This is a genomic window from Paraburkholderia panacisoli, assembly GCF_008369935.1.
GTDB classification, from domain to species: Bacteria; Pseudomonadota; Gammaproteobacteria; order Burkholderiales; family Burkholderiaceae; genus Paraburkholderia; species Paraburkholderia panacisoli.
Genome location: NZ_VTUZ01000002.1, coordinates 302,074 through 322,850 on the forward strand (window position 1 = coordinate 302,074; position 20,777 = coordinate 322,850).

Annotated in this window: 16 protein-coding genes; 11 read left to right on the top strand and 5 right to left on the bottom strand. The window is 65.1% G+C overall.

The features are described 5' to 3' along the window. Nucleotides 1–173: 173 nt before the first annotated feature. Together FVF58_RS03970 and FVF58_RS03975 are read right to left on the bottom strand one after the other, a co-directional pair. Nucleotides 174–1,106, bottom strand: coding sequence for a LysR family transcriptional regulator (locus FVF58_RS03970; protein ID WP_149668618.1), 933 nt, complete (start codon nucleotides 1,104–1,106; stop codon nucleotides 174–176). A gap of 239 nt (nucleotides 1,107–1,345) precedes the next feature. Continuing rightward, nucleotides 1,346–2,431: a porin gene (locus FVF58_RS03975; RefSeq protein ID WP_149668619.1), complete on the bottom strand. Its 1,086-nt coding sequence runs from the start codon at nucleotides 2,429–2,431 to the stop codon at nucleotides 1,346–1,348. Nucleotides 2,432–2,555: 124 nt separating this feature from the next. Here FVF58_RS03975 and FVF58_RS51190 point away from each other — a divergent pair, with 124 nt between their 5' ends. Beyond that, complete coding sequence (locus FVF58_RS51190; RefSeq protein ID WP_188130700.1) at nucleotides 2,556–2,723, top strand: hypothetical protein; 168 nt, start codon at nucleotides 2,556–2,558, stop codon at nucleotides 2,721–2,723. Between the two features lie 345 nt (nucleotides 2,724–3,068). On the opposite strand, the gene FVF58_RS03980 is transcribed toward FVF58_RS51190, so the two are convergent. After that, nucleotides 3,069–3,578: a hypothetical protein gene (locus FVF58_RS03980; RefSeq protein WP_149668620.1), complete on the bottom strand. Its 510-nt coding sequence runs from the start codon at nucleotides 3,576–3,578 to the stop codon at nucleotides 3,069–3,071. 572 nt (nucleotides 3,579–4,150) lie between these two features. Here FVF58_RS03980 and FVF58_RS03985 point away from each other — a divergent pair. The 9 genes from FVF58_RS03985 (at nucleotide 4,151) to FVF58_RS04025 (ending at nucleotide 16,576) form a co-directional block, all read left to right on the top strand. Further along, on the top strand, nucleotides 4,151–5,179 hold the full coding sequence (locus FVF58_RS03985; protein ID WP_149668621.1) for a bile acid:sodium symporter family protein: 1,029 nt from the start codon (nucleotides 4,151–4,153) through the stop codon (nucleotides 5,177–5,179). 240 nt (nucleotides 5,180–5,419) lie between these two features. Beyond that, nucleotides 5,420–7,270: an EAL domain-containing protein gene (locus tag FVF58_RS03990; protein WP_149668622.1), complete on the top strand. Its 1,851-nt coding sequence runs from the start codon at nucleotides 5,420–5,422 to the stop codon at nucleotides 7,268–7,270. A 214-nt stretch (nucleotides 7,271–7,484) separates the two neighbouring features. Further along, nucleotides 7,485–8,471 (top strand): LacI family DNA-binding transcriptional regulator, encoded by a 987-nt coding sequence (locus FVF58_RS03995; protein ID WP_149668623.1) that lies wholly within the window; start codon nucleotides 7,485–7,487, stop codon nucleotides 8,469–8,471. Then, complete coding sequence (locus FVF58_RS04000) at nucleotides 8,468–9,760, top strand: AGE family epimerase/isomerase (protein WP_149668624.1); 1,293 nt, start codon at nucleotides 8,468–8,470, stop codon at nucleotides 9,758–9,760. The genes FVF58_RS03995 and FVF58_RS04000 overlap by 4 nt, the downstream gene beginning before the upstream one ends. After that, nucleotides 9,757–10,674 (top strand): carbohydrate kinase family protein, encoded by a 918-nt coding sequence (locus FVF58_RS04005; protein ID WP_149668625.1) that lies wholly within the window; start codon nucleotides 9,757–9,759, stop codon nucleotides 10,672–10,674. The genes FVF58_RS04000 and FVF58_RS04005 overlap by 4 nt, the downstream gene beginning before the upstream one ends. A gap of 118 nt (nucleotides 10,675–10,792) precedes the next feature. Beyond that, complete coding sequence (locus tag FVF58_RS04010; protein ID WP_149668626.1) at nucleotides 10,793–11,023, top strand: hypothetical protein; 231 nt, start codon at nucleotides 10,793–10,795, stop codon at nucleotides 11,021–11,023. A gap of 61 nt (nucleotides 11,024–11,084) precedes the next feature. Beyond that, entirely contained in the window at nucleotides 11,085–11,330 is a 246-nt protein-coding gene (locus tag FVF58_RS04015) for a hypothetical protein (RefSeq protein WP_149668627.1), read from the top strand. 349 nt (nucleotides 11,331–11,679) lie between these two features. Then, entirely contained in the window at nucleotides 11,680–12,666 is a 987-nt protein-coding gene (locus tag FVF58_RS04020) for an ion channel (protein WP_149668628.1), read from the top strand. Nucleotides 12,667–12,988: 322 nt separating this feature from the next. Further along, entirely contained in the window at nucleotides 12,989–16,576 is a 3,588-nt protein-coding gene (locus tag FVF58_RS04025) for an indolepyruvate ferredoxin oxidoreductase family protein (RefSeq protein WP_149668629.1), read from the top strand. Nucleotides 16,577–16,694: 118 nt separating this feature from the next. Here FVF58_RS04025 and FVF58_RS04030 read toward each other — a convergent pair whose 3' ends face one another. Then, nucleotides 16,695–17,411 carry a copper homeostasis protein CutC gene (locus FVF58_RS04030; protein ID WP_149668630.1) on the bottom strand — a complete coding sequence of 239 codons (717 nt, stop codon included), beginning with the start codon at nucleotides 17,409–17,411 and terminating at the stop codon, nucleotides 16,695–16,697. Between the two features lie 34 nt (nucleotides 17,412–17,445). Beyond that, a complete protein-coding gene (locus tag FVF58_RS04035; protein ID WP_149668631.1) occupies nucleotides 17,446–18,723 on the bottom strand; it encodes a sensor domain-containing phosphodiesterase in 1,278 nt (425 codons plus the stop codon). Between the two features lie 395 nt (nucleotides 18,724–19,118). On the opposite strand from FVF58_RS04035, the gene FVF58_RS04040 reads away from it, so the two are divergent. Continuing rightward, entirely contained in the window at nucleotides 19,119–20,774 is a 1,656-nt protein-coding gene (locus FVF58_RS04040) for a Na+/H+ antiporter (RefSeq protein WP_149668632.1), read from the top strand. Nucleotides 20,775–20,777 lie beyond the last annotated feature (3 nt).

A 20,777-nucleotide genomic window follows, 5' to 3' on the forward strand; every position in this document is an offset into this window, starting at 1 on the left:
GCTGGCAACCAGTATAGCGAAATGGGTCGCGGCGCCCCGGCCGGTCTAGCGGCGCGTTGGGACGCGGTGGTGCGTTGGCTGACGTGCGCCCGGCGCTAGTCCACACCGCCCGCCCATCAAGCTTGGCTCGAGCGCGCGAGCAACCCGGCCGGCCGCGAACTCCGACGCCCTGGCTAACGCCCCGCCAACGCCCTGATCTGCTCCAGCGACGGCCACAGCGATTCGTTCGAGAACCGCTCAGCCAGAAAGTCGACGAATGAGCGCACTTTGGCCGACAGATGCCGCCGGCTCGCGTAAACCACATGAATCGGCAATTCACGCGGCGGCACTTCGTCGACGAGCAGCGGCACGAGACGCCCCGCGGCCAGGTCGTCGCCGATCACCTCGGTGCCCAGCATCGCGATCCCCGCGCCTTGCAGCACGATCACGCGCTGCGCTTCGAGATGGTTGACGATCAGATTGCCCGACAGACGCACGCGCGGCGACGCGTCGCCGGGCGCGATTTCGAGCGCCGACACGCCCGCGTACTGCAAGTAGTTGTGGTTAGCGAGATCGGCGACGCTCTTCGGCGTGCCGTGTCGCCGCAGATAGGCGGGCGACGCGCACAGGACGAGGTGAGCGGTCGCGATCTGCCGCGCGATCAGCGACGACGATTTCAAACCGCTCGGCGAAGCCCGGATCGCGACGTCGAAGCCTTCGTCGATCAGTTCGACCACGCGGTCGGACAAGGTCATGTCGACGACGACTTGCGGATACTGTGCGGCATAGTCCGCCACCGCGGCCATCACGTGGCTCAAGCCGAACGCCGACAACGACGACACCCGCAAGCGCCCTTGCGGCACGACGCTGGCCGCGCCGACGGCCTGCTCGGCTTCCTCGAGTTCGGTCAGCACCTGGCTCAGCCGTTCGTAGTATTCGCGGCCCGCCTCGGTCGGCGCGACGCGCCGCGTGGTGCGGTTCAGCAGGCGCGCGCCGAGCTGCTGTTCGAGGTGCATCACATGCTTGCTCGCCATCGCCGCCGACATCTCCATCCGCTCGGCCGCGCCGACGAAGCTGCCGACTTCGACCACATGGCGGAACACTTTCATGCTGACGAGGGTATCCATCTCAATCGCTCGCTTCAGGAATCAATCGGGGTCATTTTGCCGGGTTTATTAAAAGATGGTCGGCAAACTCGTGCGATGTGAAGGCCAGAAGCGGCAAAGCCCGCCTTCGGAAGGAAGGCGGGCTTTGCTGTCGATGCTGCTGTCTGTGGCGATTTGCTGTGGCGTGCGCTTGTCCGGGCTGGCGGCGCCCATCATCGCCGTTAAGAGCAGGCCCCGCCCCAGCAGCCTCGAGACGCCGCTTAGAACTTCGCGCGCAAGCCAGCGCCGTACGTGTTACCGCTCGACTGACCGGTGATGTGGTCGTACAGGTAAGCCGCGTACACGTCCGTGCGCTTGGACAGCGGGTAGTCGTAGCCGATCGCGGCCGTCTGACGGGTCTGGTTGGAACCGCCGCCGTTACGCGAATACGCGTACGACGCCATCACCGAGCCCGGGCCGAACGGCACCGTGACGCCGCCTTGTCCCGTGTTCACATGCCAGCTCGTGACCTGCTGGTTGTTGTACGTGTACATGTACTGGCCGTAGAACTTCACGAACTTCAGGTCGTACGACACACCGGCTTGCGCGACGCTCTGGCTGCGCAGCCCAGGAACGCCCGACGTTTCGAAGCTGCCGAGGTCGCCCGGCACGTTGTTGAAGTTCACGTACTGGTAGACCGCGGTCGCGGCGAACGGGCCGTGGAAGTACAGCACCTGGCCGCTCCATTTCTTCGCGCCATTCTGCGTCGTGTTGCCGAGCGCGTACATCGCGGTGGCCGACAGGCCGCTGAAGTTCGGCGATGAATACGACACCGCGTTGTTCCAGCCCGAGTCGCCGGTCACGCCCTGATCGGTCGTGTAGGTCGGGAACGTGCCGAGGCCGAGGTACGTGTGGTACACCATCGGCGAGAACACGTACGAGTCGATGAACGGGTTGAACAGAATCGTCGACACGAACAGCGGCGTGGTCAGGCGGCCGGCCGTCACCGTACCGTACGGCGATTCGATACCGACGTACGCGTTGCGCGAGAACGTCGTGTCGCCCGTGAAGCGGCCGTACTGGCCGTTCTGTGCGCGGAAGAAGCCTTCCAGCGTGAAGATCGCCTTATAGCCGTTGCCCAGATCCTCAGACCCCTTCATACCCCAGTACGACGTCGACATGCCCCCGCCGGACACCACCACAGCGGTCTTCCCCCCAGGGAATTTCTGCGAACCGACCCATTCGTCGACCTGGCCGTAAAGTTGCACGCTCGATTGCGCAAAAGCAGACGATGCACTGGCCAGCAAAGCGGCACACGCGGTTGCCTTGAGGGTGGTCTTCAGCGCACTGCTGATGCTTGTTTTCATGGGTTCTCCAGTCTTTGTCAAAAGGGGTGCGGCTGTGCGAAAGGGGGAGCTCGCGCGAAGCAGTGTTGTCGTCCGTTCGATCATCGAGCCAATCTGGGCGGGACCATCTTTGCGGACCATTTTTATGAAAAAAAATATTGCTGGTTATTGCGGGTATATCGGTCTGGTTAGTTTTGTCGCTTATCGGCCTGTTATTGCCCTGATCAGCGGCGTCCTTATGAAACCGACGCCGGCGTCGCGACCGGACGAGCGGCGCGAACACCGCGCCGGCCGGCGCTTACGCACTCAATGACATGGAAATGACGCGCCGCCGCAGGAAAGCCCCGATTTGACGACGCCAGCGTTTTGCCTGCGAGCGTTATCAAAAAAAGTGTGGCGTCGAAACGTCACATTCGGCGGGTCGCGGGGGCGCACGCGTTCAAGCGGCGACCGAAGACAGGCAGTTGGGAAACGGAGGCGAGGGTTCGGCAGGAATGCTGAACGAGATTTGGCAGGAGCAGAGCGTGCGGGGTCGCGTCGTGGCAGGGTTGCCCGCGAGAGAGAAATGCGCGTGTTGCGAACGTCCGCCGGCGGCTACTTGCTCGCCTCTGATCGCTCGGCAGCGGCCTCGTCAGCCGCTAGTTGCGGCCCGCTACCGCTAGTTGCGATAAGGCGAGCCTTCTGGCGGACGCGGGTCGTCGGCCGGGCGCTGCATGGCGCGCGCCGAGCCGCGTTCTTCGTTGTAGCGCGCGACGTCGGCGCGAATCGAACCGCTGCGCACCGGTGCGTTGGGTGGCGGCCGCGGCACCGTGCGCGATTCGGCGCTGACCGGCGTAATGGCGCCCGCGTACTGCATGCGGCCACCGCCATCGCCGGCATAACCGGACGGTCCGGCCACACGCCGCATGCCGGGGCGATAGACATTGAAGCCATCGGCATAAGTGACGCCCGCAAATTCACGGCTGCGCTCGGGCATCCGGTCACGCGCGGGTCTTGCGGCAGACGCGCTGTAGTGGTGGCCGCCGTTGCGCGCTTGCGCAGCGACATGCGAGTGACCGGCTCCGCCAGCGCCATGCGGTAAGCCCGGTCCTTTTGCAAAGGCGAACGAACACAGCGCAGCGATGACCGCGCCCAACGCCCAGTGCCTAGTTCTCGACAACCCGTCCACCTGGTGACTCTCATGCCCGAAGACTTGCCTGAAGACCACCGTTCGAGCTGCGATGGACTTGTTCTGGGACTGGCAGAGACGCCGCGTTCATGTCGCGACGCGGGTCATCCCGACGGCCTTTGAACCGTAATTTATGGGTGGCGGCAGAGGGTGTCGAGCCAAAAAGTGTTAGGCCTCCGCCGTGGATGTAACACCTTGTTACTGCGACGTTTTTCTGCGACACAGTCCTTGCGCGCGAGCATCGAAACATCCTGCGCGCCGGGCGTTTGCAGGGCTTCGCGGACCTCCTTGCCTATGACGAATCGGCGAATGCCTTGTCGTCTGAATTGTTGAATCGGGATGGACCAATCAGAGGCCGTCGCCAATACTGACGTTGAGGCAGCGGCGGCATTCCGCCACCGCCACGGCGCCTTTTGATGCGCAACAATCATTAATCAATTCTGCAAATGAATTTGCCTATTTAATCGAATTTAAGCAACAATAGTTGTTTCCGATAAACGGCGGCGCCTCCTTCACGCGTGTGTCACGCGTGCGCGCCGCGCTATTGCGCATCACCGCATCGAGATTCCGACATGGCTCGCCCGAAACTGCTTCCCGACAACTTCACCCTGTGCCTCGTCGGCACCGTGGTCCTTGCCAGCCTCCTGCCAGTTCATGGCCAGGCCGCCGTCGGGTTCAACTGGGTGACCAACGTGGCAGTCGGCCTGCTGTTCTTCCTGCACGGCGCCAAGCTCTCACGCGAAGCGATCGTTGCGGGCGCGACGCACTGGCGTCTTCATCTGGTTGTACTTCTCAGCACGTTCGCGCTCTTCCCGCTGCTCGGCCTCGCGCTTAAGCCGCTCCTTTCGCCACTTGTCACGCCGGCGCTCTATGCGGGGGTCCTCTTCCTCTGCACATTGCCGTCGACGGTTCAGTCGTCGATTGCGTTCACGTCCATTGCCAAAGGCAACGTGCCGGCCGCCGTATGCAGCGCGTCGGCTTCGAGCCTGCTCGGCATCTTCATCACCCCCGCGCTCGTCAGTCTCGTCGTCACCAATCAGGCCGCCGCCGGCGGTGCCTCGCCGTGGCACACGGTGGGCAACATCGTGCTGCAACTGCTGGTGCCGTTCGTGGCCGGCCAGCTGCTGCGCCCGCTGATCGGCAAATGGATCGAGCATCATCGCGGCGTGCTGAAGTTCGTCGACCAGGGCTCGATCCTGCTGGTGGTGTACGGCGCGTTCAGCGAGGCCGTCACCGAAGGCCTGTGGCACCAGATTCCCCTGTCCGCGCTGGGCGGCTTGCTGCTCGTCAGCGTCGTGCTGCTCGCGCTCGCGCTGGCCGTGACGATCTTCGTCAGCAAGCGCCTGGGCTTTAACCGCGCGGACCAGATCACGATCATCTTCTGCGGTTCGAAGAAAAGCCTCGCTGCCGGCGTGCCGATGGCCAAGGTCATTTTCGCCTCGCATGCGGTGGGCGCCGTAGTCTTGCCGCTGATGCTGTTCCACCAGATCCAGCTGATGGTGTGCGCGGCGCTCGCGCAACGCTGGGGCGCGCGCGACACCAGCGGCGAGACCCAGCTCGCGCCGCGCGAGCGGACCGCCGCGGCCGTCGCACGCCGTTGAATACGCGCGCAATGCAAACAGGACATTCATAAGCGCCTCCCTGAGCGTCGTTTGAAGAAAGCCGCCTTGTGCGGCTTTTTTGTTACTTCACGCGCAAACGCGGGCGCTGTCGCCTCAGCCGGACGGCATAGGATGATTCCTGGCCGCGCACCATCCCGGTGCCGAGCGTCACTAAAAGTTCACTTAATTCCGGGCCAGACCAGCCGATAAGCCGAAGGTCGATCGCTACGTCCTTCTGCCATGCACCTTTGCTCGCCCTCCCGATCCGCCGCGCCGCGCATCGAGGAGCTGATCGCCCGGCGCGAGCTGTCCGCCGTCTTCCAGCCCATCGTCGACTTCGAAGGGGGTGCGATTCTCGGCTACGAAGGTCTGATCCGCGGTCCGGCCGGCACGCCGCTCGAAACGCCGTTCGCGCTGTTTTCGCAAGCGCTCGCCGAGGGTTGCGCGATCGAACTCGAACGCGCGGCCGCGCACACCTGCGTCGACGCGTTTGCGCGGCTCGATGTGGACGGCAAGCTGTTCCTGAACTTCAGCGCGGGCGCGCTGCGCCGCCTCGCCGACGACCGCGACGAGACGCTCGCGCTGCTGCGCCGTCGAGGCGTCGATCCGCAGCGGATCGTGGTCGAGTTGACCGAGCAGAGCACGCTGCTGGACGCCGGCGAATTCCTGCCGGTGATCGTGGCGCTGCGCGCGGCCGGCGCGCAATTCGCGCTCGACGACTACGGCACCGCGAATGCCAGCATGAGTCTGTGGGTCCGTCTGCAACCGGACGTGGTGAAGATCGACCGCTTCTTCATCCACGACATCGCCAGCGATCCGCTCAAATTCGAGGCCGTGCGCGCGATGCAGCACTTCGCGCAGGCGAGCGGCGCGCAACTGGTGGCCGAAGGTATCGAAAACGAAGCGGATCTGATCGTGGTGCGCGACATGGGGATCGACTGCGGCCAGGGTTATATCTTCGGCCGGCCGCATGCGCAGCCCGCGCGTTGCGTGACCGACAGCGCCCGCGACGCGCTTGGCGCAGGCCACATCGCCGTGTTTCCGGAAGCCACGCGCGCGCTGGGCAGCGCGTCGCCGTCGGGCAGCATGGCGTCGGAGAAGATGCTGGTGACGGCGCCCGCGCTGCCGCGTCACGCCACCAACAACGACGTGCTCGAACTGTTCAACCACCTGCCCGATCTGCACGCGGTCGCGGTGGTCGAACGCGACGAACCAGTCGCGCTGATCAACCGGCGCAGCTTCATGGACCGCTACGCGCTGCCGTATCACCGCGAGTTGTTCGGCAAGCGCCCGTGCATGCAGTTCGCCAACGCGTCGCCGGTGGTGATCGAGAAATCGATGAGCGTCGAGCAGATGGCCAAGCTGCTCGCGAGCGACGACCAGCGCTATCTCGCCGACGGCTTCGTGATCACCGACAACGGCAAATACGCCGGTCTCGGCACCGGCGAGAACCTCGTGCGCGCGGTTACCGAGGTGCGCATCGAAGCGGCGCGCTATGCGAACCCGCTGACCTTCCTGCCGGGCAACATTCCGATCAGCTCGCACATTGGCCGCCTGCTCGGCAACGAGGCCGGCTTCTACGCGTGCTACGTCGACCTGAACCACTTCAAACCGTTCAATGACCAGTACGGCTACTGGCAGGGCGACGAAGTGCTGAAATTCGCCGCCGCCGTGCTCGCCGACGTGTGCGAGCCGACGCGCGACTTCCTCGGGCACGTCGGTGGCGACGACTTCCTGATCCTGTTCCAGAGCGATAACTGGCGTGAGCGCGCGCTGCAGGCGATTCGCGCCTTCAACGAGGGCGCGCAGCGCTTTTACGCGCCGGCCGAGCGGCTTGCCGGCGGCATCCATGGTGAGGACAGGCGCGGCAACCCGACCTTCTTCGGCTTTGTGACGATGGCGATCGGCTGCGTGCGCGTCGAGCCGGCCGGCGGCGCGTCGGAGTATGGCAGCGAGCAGATCGCGTCGGTCGCGGCGCTCGCCAAGCGCCGCGCGAAGCACGCGACGAGCGGCTTCGTGCTGATCGACGCCGACGAGAGCACGGCCTTGATGCGAGGACAGGCCGAGGCGAGCCCACTGGCTTCCGAATAAGCGCGCGACGCGCAGGCCGCCCCACGCCGAAGCTTCAAAACTAGCAATTGTTTAGCTATTTTTACTAAACAGCATATATCGGGCCAACCTCAGTCTCTACGGGTATTTCCGGGTACTTATCCAACGCGCACAGGGCGGTTTTCGCATCGTTTTACTATACAATCGCCCGAACCCAAACACCCGTGCGGCCACACTCCGGAGGCCGCTTCATTCGATGGCCACCACCATCCGCGACGTCGCCCGTGCGGCCAGCGTGTCAATCGGCACCGTCTCACGCGCACTGAAGAACCAGCCCGGTCTGTCCGACGCCACCCGCGAGCGCGTGGTCGAAGCGGCGCGGCAGCTCGGTTACGACGCTGCCCAGTTGCGTCCGCGCATCCGCCGGCTGACCTTCCTGCTGCACCGTCAGCACAACAACTTCGCCGCCAGTCCGTTCTTTTCGCATGTGCTGCATGGCGTGGAGGACGCTTGCCGCGAACGCGGCATCGTCCCTTCCGTGCTGACCGCCGGTCCCACCGAAGACGTGATCCAGCAGATGCGCCTGCACGCGCCGGACGCGGTCGCGGTGGCCGGCTTCGTCGAGCCGGAAACGCTGACCACGCTGGTGGCGATGCAACGCCCGCTCGTGCTGATCGATCTGTGGGCGCCCGGTCTGCGCTCGGTGAATCTCGACAACGCCGCGGGCGCCACGCTCGCCATGCGGCATCTGTTCGAACAGCAGCGCAAGCGCGTCGCGTTCATCGGCGGCTCGCTCGCGCACTTCAGCATTGCTCAGCGCGCGCTCGGTTACCGGCAGGCGTTCTTCGAAGCGGGGCTGCTGTTCGACCCGTCGCTGGAAGTGACCATCGACGCCGGCCTCGACCCCGACACCGGCGCCGCGCGCGCCATGCTGCGCCTGCTCGACGCGCCCGGCCCGCGGCCGGACGCCGTGTTTGCCTTCAACGACGCCGCCGCGCTCGCCGCGCTGCGCGCGTGCCTCGCGCGCGGCCTGCGCGTGCCCGAGGACATCGCGATCATCGGCTTCGACGATATTCCCGCCGCCGCCCATGCCACGCCGCCGCTGTCGACCATTGCGGTCGACAAGGAAGCGCTCGGCCGGCGCGGCGTCGAGCTGCTGCTTGAAGACGCACCCGCCGAGCTGGAAGTTCGCTTGCCCGTTCAACTGATTGTCCGTGCCAGTACTTTGGTGAGAACGCCATGACGCAACCCGACCCGCTTCAACCCGCCAATGACGCCGCCGTGGTGCCGCCCGTCGACAGCTTCCGCAGCCGCGAGTTTCTGCTCGCGCACGTGCAGGACACGCTGCGCTTCTATGCGCCCAACGTGCTCGATCCGAGCGGCGGCTTCTTCCACTTCTTCCGCGACGACGGTTCCGTCTACGACAAAACCACCCGCCATCTGGTGAGCAGTTGCCGCTATATCTTCAACTACGCGATGGCGTATCGGCAGTTCGGCGACCCGCAGCATCTGGAATACGCGCGCCACGGTTTGCGCTTCTTGCGCGAAGTGCATTGGGACGATCAGAACGCAGGCTACGACTGGGAACTCGAATGGCGCGACGGCAAAAAGCGCACGCTCGACGCGACGCGCCACTGCTACGGCCTCGCGTTCGTGCTGCTCGCGTATTCGCATGCGGCGATGGCCGGCATCGAGGAAGCGAAACCGATGATCGGGGCGACCTTCGAGCTGATGGAGCACCGCTTCTGGGATGCCGCCGCCGGTCTTTACGCCGACGAGGCGTCGCCCGAGTGGCGGGTCAGTTCGTACCGCGGGCAGAACGCGAACATGCACACCACCGAGGCGCTGCTGGCCGCGCATGAAGCGTCCGGCCACCTCGTCTACCTGGACCGCGCCGAACGCGTGGCGTCGAACATCACGCTGCGGCAGGCCAAGCTGTCGCAAGGTCTGGTGTGGGAGCATTTTCACGCGGACTGGTCGGTCGACTGGCACTACAACGAGGAAGACAGTTCGAACATCTTCCGCCCGTGGGGTTTCCAGCCGGGGCATCAGACCGAATGGGCGAAGCTGCTGTTGATACTCGAACGCTTCCGGCCGCTGCCGTGGCTGCTGCCGCGCGCGATCGAACTGTTCGACGCCGCGATGACGCATGCGTGGGACGAAGACCACGGCGGCCTCTATTACGGCTTCGGCCCGGACCGCACCGTGTGCGACCACGACAAGTATTTCTGGGTCCAGGCCGAAACCTTCGCGACCGCCGCCCTGCTCGGCAAGCGCACCGGCAACGAACGCTTCTGGGACTGGTACGACGAGATCTGGCGCTACAGCTGGGCGCACTTCGTCGATCACAAATACGGCGCGTGGTATCGCATACTCACCTGCGACAATCGTAAGTACAGCGACGAAAAAAGCCCGGCCGGCAAGACCGACTATCACACGATGGGCGCATGCTACGAAGTGCTGGCTCATGCGCTGCCCGACGGCGCGGCCGCCGCGTCCGCCACGTCCGAATCAGCGGAGAAAACACCATGAACAATCCCAGCGAAAGCCCCGAATTTCCCCTCTTCGTTTCCGCCGGCGACATCCTCACCGATCTCGTGCGCACCGGCGCGTCGCAATGGCTCTCGCGGCCCGGCGGCGCGGGCTGGAACGTGGCGCGCTGTGTCGCGCGACTCGGCTTGCCGACTGCGTGCGCCGGCTCGCTCGGCGTCGATAACTTCTCCGACGACCTGTGGAACGCGAGCGTCGCCGCGGGTCTCGACATGCGCTTCATGCAGCGCGTCGAGCGCCCACCTCTGCTTGCGATCGTGCATCAGACGCATCCGCCCGCGTACTTCTTCATGGGCGAAAACGGCGCCGATCTCGCGTTCGATCCGGCGCATTTGCCGGCGGGCTGGATCGGCCACGTGAAGTGGGCGCATTTCGGTTGCATCAGCCTCGTGCGGCAACCGCTCGGCGATACGCTCGCGACGTTGGCGGCCGAGTTGCGTTCGCGCGGCGTGAAGATCAGCTTCGATCCGAACTACCGCAATCTGATGGAGCACGGCTACGAGCCGACGCTGCGCAAGATGGCGGCGCTCGCCGATCTGATCAAGGTCTCCGACGAGGATCTGCGCCTGCTGTTCAAGACCGACGACGAAGCGGCCGCCCTCGCGCAGTTGCGGGCGATGAATCCGGCCGCCACCGTGATGGTGACGCGCGGACCGGAGTCGGCCATGGTGATCGACGGTGCGTCGGTGATCGAGGCGCGCCCGCCGCGGGTCGAGGTGGTCGATACCGTGGGGGCCGGCGATGCGTCGATCGGCGGTCTGCTGTTCAGCCTGATGACTGCGCCGCAGCGCGTGTGGCCCGAACATCTCGCATTCGCGCTGGCGGCCGGCGCGGCCGCGTGCCGGCATGCCGGCGCACATGCGCCGACACTGGATGAGGTCGTCGCGCTGCTGTAATTGTCCTGCCTTGTGCGGCGCGCATTGTCGCGGACATGGAGCGCAGCCGGGGCAGGAAACCGAAGCTCCATCATCGTGCTAGGATGAAAAAACCGAAACCGTTGGAGGGAGCGGCGTCATGGACGACATCACCTATACCAAGGGAATCTACACGGCGACGGCTTCGGTAAGGGAAGTCGGCTCGGATACGTGGCAGGGCGTCGTGACCCTCGCACGCGACGAAGGCGATCCCAACGACGATCAGGAGACCACGCTCTACGAAGTGGAAGCGACTTCGTCGACGCCGGAGGAAGCGCTCGAGGAAGCGAAGGCGCTCGCTCACAGGATCCTCGGAGAAATCGAACTTTAGGCAGACCGGCGCCGCGCGCTGTCGCGCCGCGCCACCTTGAATCAACCGGCAGGAGGCGTTCATGGACGAACAGTTCTTCCTCTACGGCGTGTATTCGATACACGTCCGCCCTCTGGAACTCAGCGGCGCGCGCTGGGATGCGGAATACGAAATCCGCCATCGCGAGAAAGCGGTGAAATCGTGGACCACGGTCGGCGGCGACGGCGGGTATGCCGACGAAGCCGAAGCGGTGGCCTCCGCGCATCAGCAAGCGGTCGACGATATCGAGCACGGAGCGGGGATTCCAAAGCCGCGAGCTTTTCCGTAGGCGGTCTTCGCGCGAGGCGGGTGTCCGGCGTGACGCGACGCCCCGCTGGGGCGTCGGCTGGACTTCCGCGCACGAGTGCGCAATGTCACTGCGCGGCGGCACCGCGATGCGCGAACCATCCCGCAGCGCGCGCCCGACGCATGCGCCAACGCAACCGCGAACGGAGTTGCACGCGCCGCGCGAACATAACCGCGAACTTCATTGCGCACGCCACACCAACGCAAGGATTAGCGCCGCTGTCCACACTGCGTCAACACAGCCGACACAGCCACTTCACCCGCCGAAAATCACCCTCTACACGCCAAGCGCCATGCTACGCTTGGCCCGTTTTCATCTCCCCGAGCGCGCGATGGCCACTGAACCGTCAGACCGTTTTTCCGGCATCGGCGACGCCGAAGCGGGCGCGCAAAAGCGTCGTGCGCGCGGCAGCCGTGAACTGCGTCTGGACGATCGCGTGGTGATCACGCACGGCATGCCGACGCCGTTCTGGCAGGACCTCTATCACCGCGCGCTGGTCGTGAGCTGGCCGACGTTTTTCATCTCGCTCGCGATGCTGTTCGTGCTGCTCAACACCACGTTCGCCGCGCTCTACATGCTCGGCCGCGCGCCGATCGCCAATCAGTTTCCGGCGGGCTTCGGCGGCGCGTTTTTCTTCAGCGTCGAAACGCTCGCGACGGTCGGCTACGGCGACATGCACCCGCAAACCGTCTACGCGCACTGGATCGCGACGCTCGAAATCTTCTTCGGCATGTCGAGCATCGCGTTGGCGACCGGGCTGATCTTCGCGCGGTTTTCACGCCCGCACGCGAAGATCATGTTCGCCCGCTATGCGATCGTCCGCCCGCTCGACGGCCGCATGACGCTGATGGTGCGCGCGGCCAACGCGCGCCAGAACGTGATTGCCGAGGCCCGCGCCAGGCTGCGCATTCTGCGCCAGGAAACCTCCGTCGAAGGCTACACGCTGCGCAAGCTCTACGACCTCACGCTGGTGCGCGATCAGCACCCGGTGTTCAAACTGGGCTGGACGCTGATGCACATCGTCGACGAAAGCAGTCCGCTGTTCGGCGAAACCGCCGAGACGCTCAAAGGAAGCGACACGTCGCTGCTGCTCACGCTCGAAGGGGTCGACGAATCGACTTCGCAAACCATGCAGGCGCGCCACATGTGGACCTGCCAGCAGATCTTTTGGCAGCACCGTTTCGTCGACATCTTGAGCGAGCAGGACGGCGTGAGCCACATCGACTACTCGCATTTCGACGAAGTCGTGCCACTCGACGTTGCGCCCGTTCAGCAGGACGCGGCGGCCGGCGCGGCGACGCGAAAAATGGCGAGATAGGCGGCACGCTCAGTCACGCGCCACGCTGCGGCCCACGCGGCTCTAAACGGCACTGAGACACCCAGGGCATACCCGAACCCCGCCGCGGCATGGCAAATCCAACTCAAAACTTCATTAAAACGCACGGCTCCTCGCGCCCATTCGCGAGCGGCCCGGCAAAGTAGAAAAAATCCTCTCTAATCGGCGTTAAAAAATAGAGTCTCTTCCGCAGCGTCACTTTGTGGTCCCCACCCTCGCGCGCGGATGCGAAACAGCAACCATCTTGCATGGGATCGGAGTAAGCGCTAAAGCGCTAACTCCGATCGACACCGGAGACTCACCTATGACCGCTCGCCTGCCCATCGACGGCACGCCCGCTCTCGCCGACTACAAACTGTCCGACAATCTCACCGCGACGCGCGGCCGGATCTTCCTGACCGGCACGCAGGCACTGGTGCGCCTCGCGTTGATGCAGCGCGCGCTCGACAAGACGCGCGGCATGAACACCGCCGGCTTCATTAGCGGCTATCGCGGCTCGCCGCTCGGCATGGTCGACCAGCAGTTGTGGAAAGCAAACAAGCTGCTCGCGGCGAGCGATATCCGCTTCCTGCCGGCGATCAACGAAGAACTCGGCGGCACCGCCGTGCTCGGCACGCAGCGGGTGGAAGCGGACCCCGAGCGCACCGTCGAGGGCGTGTTCGCGATGTGGTACGGCAAGGGCCCGGGCGTGGACCGCGCGGGCGACGCGCTCAAGCACGGCAACGCCTATGGCTCGTCGCCGCATGGCGGCGTGCTGGTGGTGGCGGGCGACGATCACGGCTGCGTGTCGTCGTCGATGCCGCATCAGAGCGACTTCGCGATGATGGCCTGGCACATGCCGGTGGTGAACCCGTCGAACATCGCCGACATGCTCGAATTTGGCCTGTACGGCTGGGCGCTGTCGCGCTTTTCGGGCGCGTGGGTCGGCTACAAGGCGATCTCCGAAACGGTCGAATCGGGCTCGACGGTCGATCTCGATGCGCTGCAAACCACATGGACCACGCCGCAGGATTTCACGGTCCCCGCCGGCGGCCTGCACAATCGCTGGCCCGATCTGCCGAGCCTGACGATCGAGTCGCGGATGCACGCGAAGCTCGACGCAGTGCGACACTTCGCGCGCGCGAACAGCATCGACAAATGGATCGCGCCGAGCCCGCACGCGAACGTGGGGATCGTCACGTGCGGCAAGGCGCATCTGGATCTGATGGAAACGCTGCGCCGCCTCGATCTGACGGTCGCCGATCTGGACGCGGCCGGCGTGCGGATCTACAAGGTCGGCTTGTCGTTTCCGCTGGAGATGACGCGCATCGATGCGTTCGTTGGCGGCTTGTCCGAGGTGCTGGTGATCGAGGAGAAAGGCCCGGTCATCGAGCAGCAGATCAAGGACTATCTGTACAACCGCACGCAAGGCACGCGGCCGGTCGTGATCGGCAAGCACGCCGAGGACGGCACGCTGCTACTGTCGTCGCTCGGCGAACTGCGGCCGTCGCGCATCCTGCCGGTGTTCGCGAACTGGCTCGCGAAACACAAGCCCGCCCTCGACCGACGCGAACGCGTGGTCGATCTGGTCGCACCGCAAATCCTCTCGAACGCGGCCGACAGCGTGAAGCGCACGCCGTACTTCTGCTCGGGCTGCCCGCACAACACGTCGACCAAAGTGCCGGAAGGGTCGATCGCGCAGGCCGGCATCGGCTGTCACTTCATGGCCTCGTGGATGGAGCGCGACACGACCGGCCTGATCCAGATGGGCGGCGAAGGCGTCGACTGGGCCTCGCATTCGATGTTCACGAAAACGCGGCACGTGTTCCAGAATCTCGGCGACGGCACCTACTTCCATTCCGGCATTCTCGCGATTCGCCAGGCGGTCGCCGCGAAAGCCACCATCACGTACAAGATTCTCTATAACGACGCGGTCGCGATGACGGGCGGCCAGCCGGTCGACGGCAGCATCTCGGTGCCGCAGATTGCGCGCCAGGTGGAAGCCGAAGGCGTGTCGCGCTTCGTCGTGGTCAGCGACGAACCGGAGAAATACGACGGCCATCACGATCTCTTTCCGAAGGGCACTACGTTCCACCATCGCAGCGAAATGGACGCGGTGCAGCGCCAGTTGCGCGACACCGACGGCGTAACCGTGCTGATCTACGACCAGACCTGCGCGGCGGAAAAACGGCGGCGCCGCAAAAAAGGCGAATTCCCCGACCCGGACAAGCGTCTCTTTATCAACGAGGAAGTCTGCGAAGGCTGCGGCGATTGCGGCGTGCAGTCGAATTGCCTGTCGGTCGAACCGGTTGAAACGGCACTGGGACGCAAGCGCCGCATCGACCAGTCGTCGTGCAATAAAGACTACTCATGCGTGAACGGCTTCTGTCCCAGCTTCGTCACGGTGGAAGGCGGCAAGCTGAAGAAGGCCGCGGGCGCCGCGTTCGATCCGCAAGCGCTGGCCGCCCGCGTCGACGCGCTGCCGGTTCCCGCGACGCAGCTCGATGCCGCGCCGTACGACATCCTGGTGACGGGCGTCGGCGGCACGGGCGTCGTGACGGTCGGCGCGTTGATCAGCATGGCCGCGCATCTGGAAGGCAAGAGCGCGTCGGTGCTGGACTTCATGGGCTTCGCGCAAAAGGGCGGCTCGGTGCTGTCGTTCGTGCGCTTCGCCGCGCGCGACGAGTGGCTCAACCAGGTTCGCATCGACACGCAACAGGCGGACGTGTTGCTCGCCTGCGACATGGTGGTCGGCGCGAGCGCCGATGCGCTGCAATCGGTGCGTCATGGCCGCACGCGCATCGTCGTCAACACGCATGCGATTCCGAACGCGACGTTCGTGCAAAATCCGGACGCGACGCTGCACGCCGACGCGCTGATCGACAAGATGCGTCACGCGGCGGGCGCCGAGCGCATGTCCACGTGCGACGCGCAGGCGCTGGCGACGCGTTTTCTCGGCGACACGATCGGCGCGAATATTCTGATGCTCGGCTACGCGTGGCAACTCGGTCTGGTGCCGGTGTCGTTCGGCGCGATGATGCGCGCGATCGAATTGAACAACGTCGCGGTGCCGATGAACCAGTTGGCGTTTTCGATCGGCCGGCTGGCCGCCGAAGATCCCGCCGCGCTCGAATCGCTGTGGCAGGCACGGCACCTGGCGAAGCAGGCCGTGCGCGTCGACACGCTCGACGAACTGATCGCGCATCGTGAAGGACGTCTGCAGACTTATGGCGGCGCTGCCTACGTGAAGCGTTATCGCACGCTGGTCGATGCGGCGCGCCGCGCGGAAACCGCCGTGGATGCGACCAGCGAACGCGTGACACGCGCGGTGGCCACGACGTTCTATCGTCTGCTCGCGGTGAAGGACGAATACGAAGTCGCGCGTCTGCATACGGATGCCGCGTTCCGTGAAGCGCTGGAAGCGCAATTCGAAGGCGTGGCGGGCAAGGACTTCGGCATCAAGTTCAACCTCGCGCCGCCGACGCTCACGCGCGCGCAACCCGGCGTCAATCCCACCAAGAAAACCTTCGGCCAATGGATGTGGCCGGTGCTCGGGATGCTGGCGAAATGGCGCGGTCTGCGCGGTACGACGCTCGATCCGTTCGGCCGCACGCTGGAGCGCAAGATGGAGCGCGAACTCGCGAGCGACTACGAAACCACGTTGCAGCGCGCGCTCGCGAAGCTCGATGCGAACAACCTGGAGGACGTCGCGAAGCTCGCCGATCTGCACGCGCGTGTGCGCGGTTACGGTCACGTGAAGCTGGCGAATCTGGCGGGTGTGAAGCGTGGCGAACGTGAGCTGGCGACGCGCTTGCAGATCGATGCGGCGACGGGCAATGCAGTGAAGAAGTCGCTCGAGGAGATGAAGGGCGCGGGGCAATTGCGCGGTATTCCCGTGGTGGTGGCGAAGTAGCGTTTGCGGGCAAGAAACGCGCTGCGCAGCGTGAATGGGAAAAGCCGCTTCGGGTGTGAGCTCGAAGCGGCTTTTCTTGATCGGCTGATCCGGCCATGCGGTGCCGGCCATGCGGACGTTAGCCGCGTGGCGCGGCGCTCGGAATCGCGTTCAGCAATGCCCTGACCTGCGCGACCTTTTCCGTATCGATCGGCGCAAGTCCTTGGTCGCCCACTCGCGCGCCCGAACCGAAATGCACCGCTTCGACTGCCGTTCGGCTCACGAAGCCAGCCACCGCATCGACCGTCAAACCCGCGCCGGCCAGCACCGTGCAATGCGAGCCGCCCGCCTGTTGCACCAGTTCGCGAATCGCTACTTCCGCGTGCAGCACCGACGGCTTTCCGCCCGACGTCAGCACGTTCGTCACCACGTCGAAACCGAGTAGCACGTCGAGCGCTTCGCGCAGATCGCGCGTTTCGTCGAACGCACGATGAAAGGTGATCGCCAGACCATCGGCCGCATCGATAGCGCGCGCGAGCCCTTCGCGGTCGATCGCGCTATCGGCGTTCAGCATGCCGATCACGATGCCGTTCGCGCCCGCCGCCTTGACCGCGCGCACGTCGCGCAGCATTACCGCGTAGTCGTCGGCGTCGTACACGAACGAGCGGCTATGCGGCCGCACGATCACATTCACCGGAATCCGGACAGCGGCCACCACCGCTTCGATCAGGCCGACGCTCGGCGTCAGCCCGCCCTCACCCATCGCGGTGACGAGTTCGATACGGTCGGCGCCCGCTTGTGCGGCGATGCGCGCATCGGCGACGGTCGTGGCAATGACTTCGAGCAGGATGGACATGAGCGAAGACGGGTGTCGTTAAAACGACATCATCTCAGAAGCGCTCTTCGTCCACCCAATCGATGTCGCCGCACAACACGCAGGTCTGCTCGCCGACGCGCGTCGCCACCGACAGCGTCACGCACGGCAAGGCCTCGTTGATCGACAGATACGGACGCGTCACATGCACGCGCTCCGGGGCATTGATCGCTTCACGGAAGTACGGGCGGCGCAGCCAGTTCGCCCCTTGCGCGTCGGCGAGCGGCAGAAAGCGCGTTTCATGCGCGGCGCGATCGGCGCGCAGCACCACGTTGCGGCCCGCCTGCTTGCCCCTCGCGTCGAGCAGGAAGCAGCGCGCGGCGTGATCGAGCGCGAGGAAGTTCCAGCACACTTCGTCGAGCGGCTCGCCCGCGGCAAGCCGCTCGGCGGCGCGCTCGAAGGCCCGCAGGTACGGCGCGAGACGGCTCGCGTTGCGGCGCTCGCGAGCTTCGGTCTGGTCGCGATACCGCTCGGTGAGTTCGTCGATGCAAGCCACCGCGTGCGCCGCGTCGACCGCGCCGGGGTTCGGCCGGCCAAAGAAAAAGCCTTGTACGAAGTCCGCGTTGCAGCTGAGCGCCATCTGCGCTTCATGCTCCGTTTCCACGCCTTCGATCAGCACCAACTTGCCCGCTTCGTGCAGCAGCGCGACCAGTCCCGGCAGAATCGTCGCCATGTCGGCGCGATGCGCGGCGTGCGACAGCATGATCCGGTCGAGCTTCACGATGTCGGGATTCAACTGCCAGATGCGCTCGACGTTCGAGTGTCCCGCGCCGAAATCGTCGAGTGCGATCAGGAAGCCGCGCTCACGGAACTGGCGCACCGCGTCGGCGAGACGTTCGAGGTCTTCGGCGCGCTGTTCGAGCACTTCGAGCACGATGCGCCGCGGCGGCAGATCGAGCCGGCGCAGATTGGCCAGCAACGCGGCGGCATGATACGGATCGGTGAGCGCATCGGGGTGAATGTTCAGAAATAGCCACTCGCGCTCGGCGCCGAGCACCTTGAAGTTTTCCAGATGCAGCGTCTGCGCGAGCCGGTCCACGTGCAGCACGTCGCCCAGACGCGCGGCCTCGCCGAATATGTCGAGCGGCGACACGGCGCGATCGAGCGCGTCGTGCGCGCGCAAGAGCGCCTCGTAGCCGACCGCCCGCATATGCGAGAGGCTGAAAATCGGCTGGAACACGCTGGTCAGCGTCAGCTCGCCATGCTGCACCGAAAAACGTTGAAGCCCCGACGTCACCTCGACGTCAAAGCCATGCGGCGCGCTGGCCGTTCTATCCTGTTGCGCAATCGTCATGCAATCCTCTCACACGAGAGCCGGCCCGGTTCGGACGCGGAAGCGAACAACCCTCGGCGCCGTTTCTAAAATGTGCGTTATCGCTACTGCTTAAGCAAGCTCCATGCGCACGCTGTCGCACATTCGAATGAAATTTGCTCTAGAGATTGCACCGGCAGATGAGCCGATGCGCCGTGCGGGGGCGTAGCGCGCACCAACGAGGTGCGTGGCCGAAGGTGGGCCGGACGCCAGGTTCGATACTGCGTGTCCGCCCGTACGCGCGGCCGGCCTGCCGGACTGGCGATAGCGCAAGGCGTCGCCGGGCTACACTTTGGCCCTGGCGCCTCGTGAACGCCACGCGGCGAGATCGTCGTTCAATCTTCGCGGAAACCCGTTATATCCCCACGTATAGACCGATGGAAATAGTCTTCACCGTATTGATTCTCCTGCTCGCAGTCGCAGCTTCCGGCATCCTGACCCGCACGCTGCCGTTCAAGTTGCCGCTGCCGCTCGTGCAGATCGCAATCGGCGCGCTGCTCGCGTGGCCGAAACTCGGCTTGCACGTCACCTTTAATCCGGAAATTTTCATGGTGCTGTTCATCCCGCCGCTGCTGTTCGCGGATGGCTGGCGCATCCCCAAGCGCGAGTTCTTCATGGCGCGCCGCGCGATCCTGATGCTCGCGCTCGGCCTCGTGTTCATGACGGTGCTGGCGGTCGGCTACTTCGTGCATGCGCTGGTGCCGGCCATCTCGCTGCCGGTCGCATTCGCGCTGGCCGCCGTATTGTCGCCGACCGATGCGGTGGCGCTGTCCGGCATCGTCGGCAAGGACAGAATTCCTGGCAGTCTGATGCATATCCTCGAAGGCGAAGCGCTAATGAACGACGCGTCCGGTCTGGTCGCGCTGAAGTTCGCGATCGCCGCGGTGCTCACCGGCGTGTTCTCGCTGCGCGACGCGTCGATCAGTTTCGTGGTGATCGCCGTGGGCGGCCTCGCGGTGGGCGCTGCGGTCAGCGCGCTGTTCAGCTTCGTGTCGGTGCACTTTCTGAGGCTCAGCGAAGGGGGCGACCCCGCGCCCGGCGTCGTGATGACGCTGCTGATTCCGTTCGCCGCTTATCTGACCGCCGAGCGCTTCGAGTTGTCCGGCATTCTGGCGGCGGTCTCGGCCGGCATGATGATGAACTACGCGAGCCTGGCGAACGCGGGATCGGTGGCGTCGCGCGTGCGCGGCAACAGCACGTGGACTATGATCGAGTTCGTCTTCAACGGCATGGTGTTCATTCTGCTGGGGCTGCAGTTTCCGCACATTCTCGGCCGCGCGCTGCTCGATGCACACGAAACCAGCAACGCGCAGGTCGGGCTGCTGATCGGCTACATCGCCGCGGTGGCGGCCGCGCTGTACGCGATGCGCTTCGCGTGGGTATGGCTGTTGCGCTGGTTCGCGAGCCGCGGGGCGGCAAAGCACGGCATGGCGAGCGCGGTGCCTGGCCTCCGCATGGTCACGGTGACGACAGTAGCCGGCGTGCGCGGCGCAGTGACGCTGGCGGGCGTGTTGTCGTTGCCGGAATTGTTGCCCGACGGCGCGCCGCTGCCGGGCCGCGATCTGGCCATTTTCATCGCATCGGGCGTGATCCTGCTGTCGCTGCTGGTGGCGGTCGGTGCGTTGCCGGTGTTGCTGCGCGGCTGGCGGCGCGGCAGTGACCCGCATGCGGCCGAAGAAGCGCTCGCGCGCAGGATGGCCGCGCAAGCCGCGATTCGCGCGGTCGACCAGATCCACGATAAAGACTGCGCGGATCTGGATGAATCGGAGTCGGCGTATGCAGCGGATGTCACTGCGCGGGTGATGGACCTGTATCGGCGCCGGCTCGCGACGCTCCATGAAGAAAAGGAGCCGCGCGAAATGGCGCGCCGCGCCGATGCATTGGAGTTCAGGATGAAACTGGCGGCGATGCGTGCCGAGCGCAAGACGCTGCTCGCGCTGCGCGCCAGTCAGGAGATCAACGACGAGACCTTGAACAAGCTGATGCGCGAGGTCGATTTGTCGGAGACGGCGCTGACCGCGCGGAAGAAATAGAGC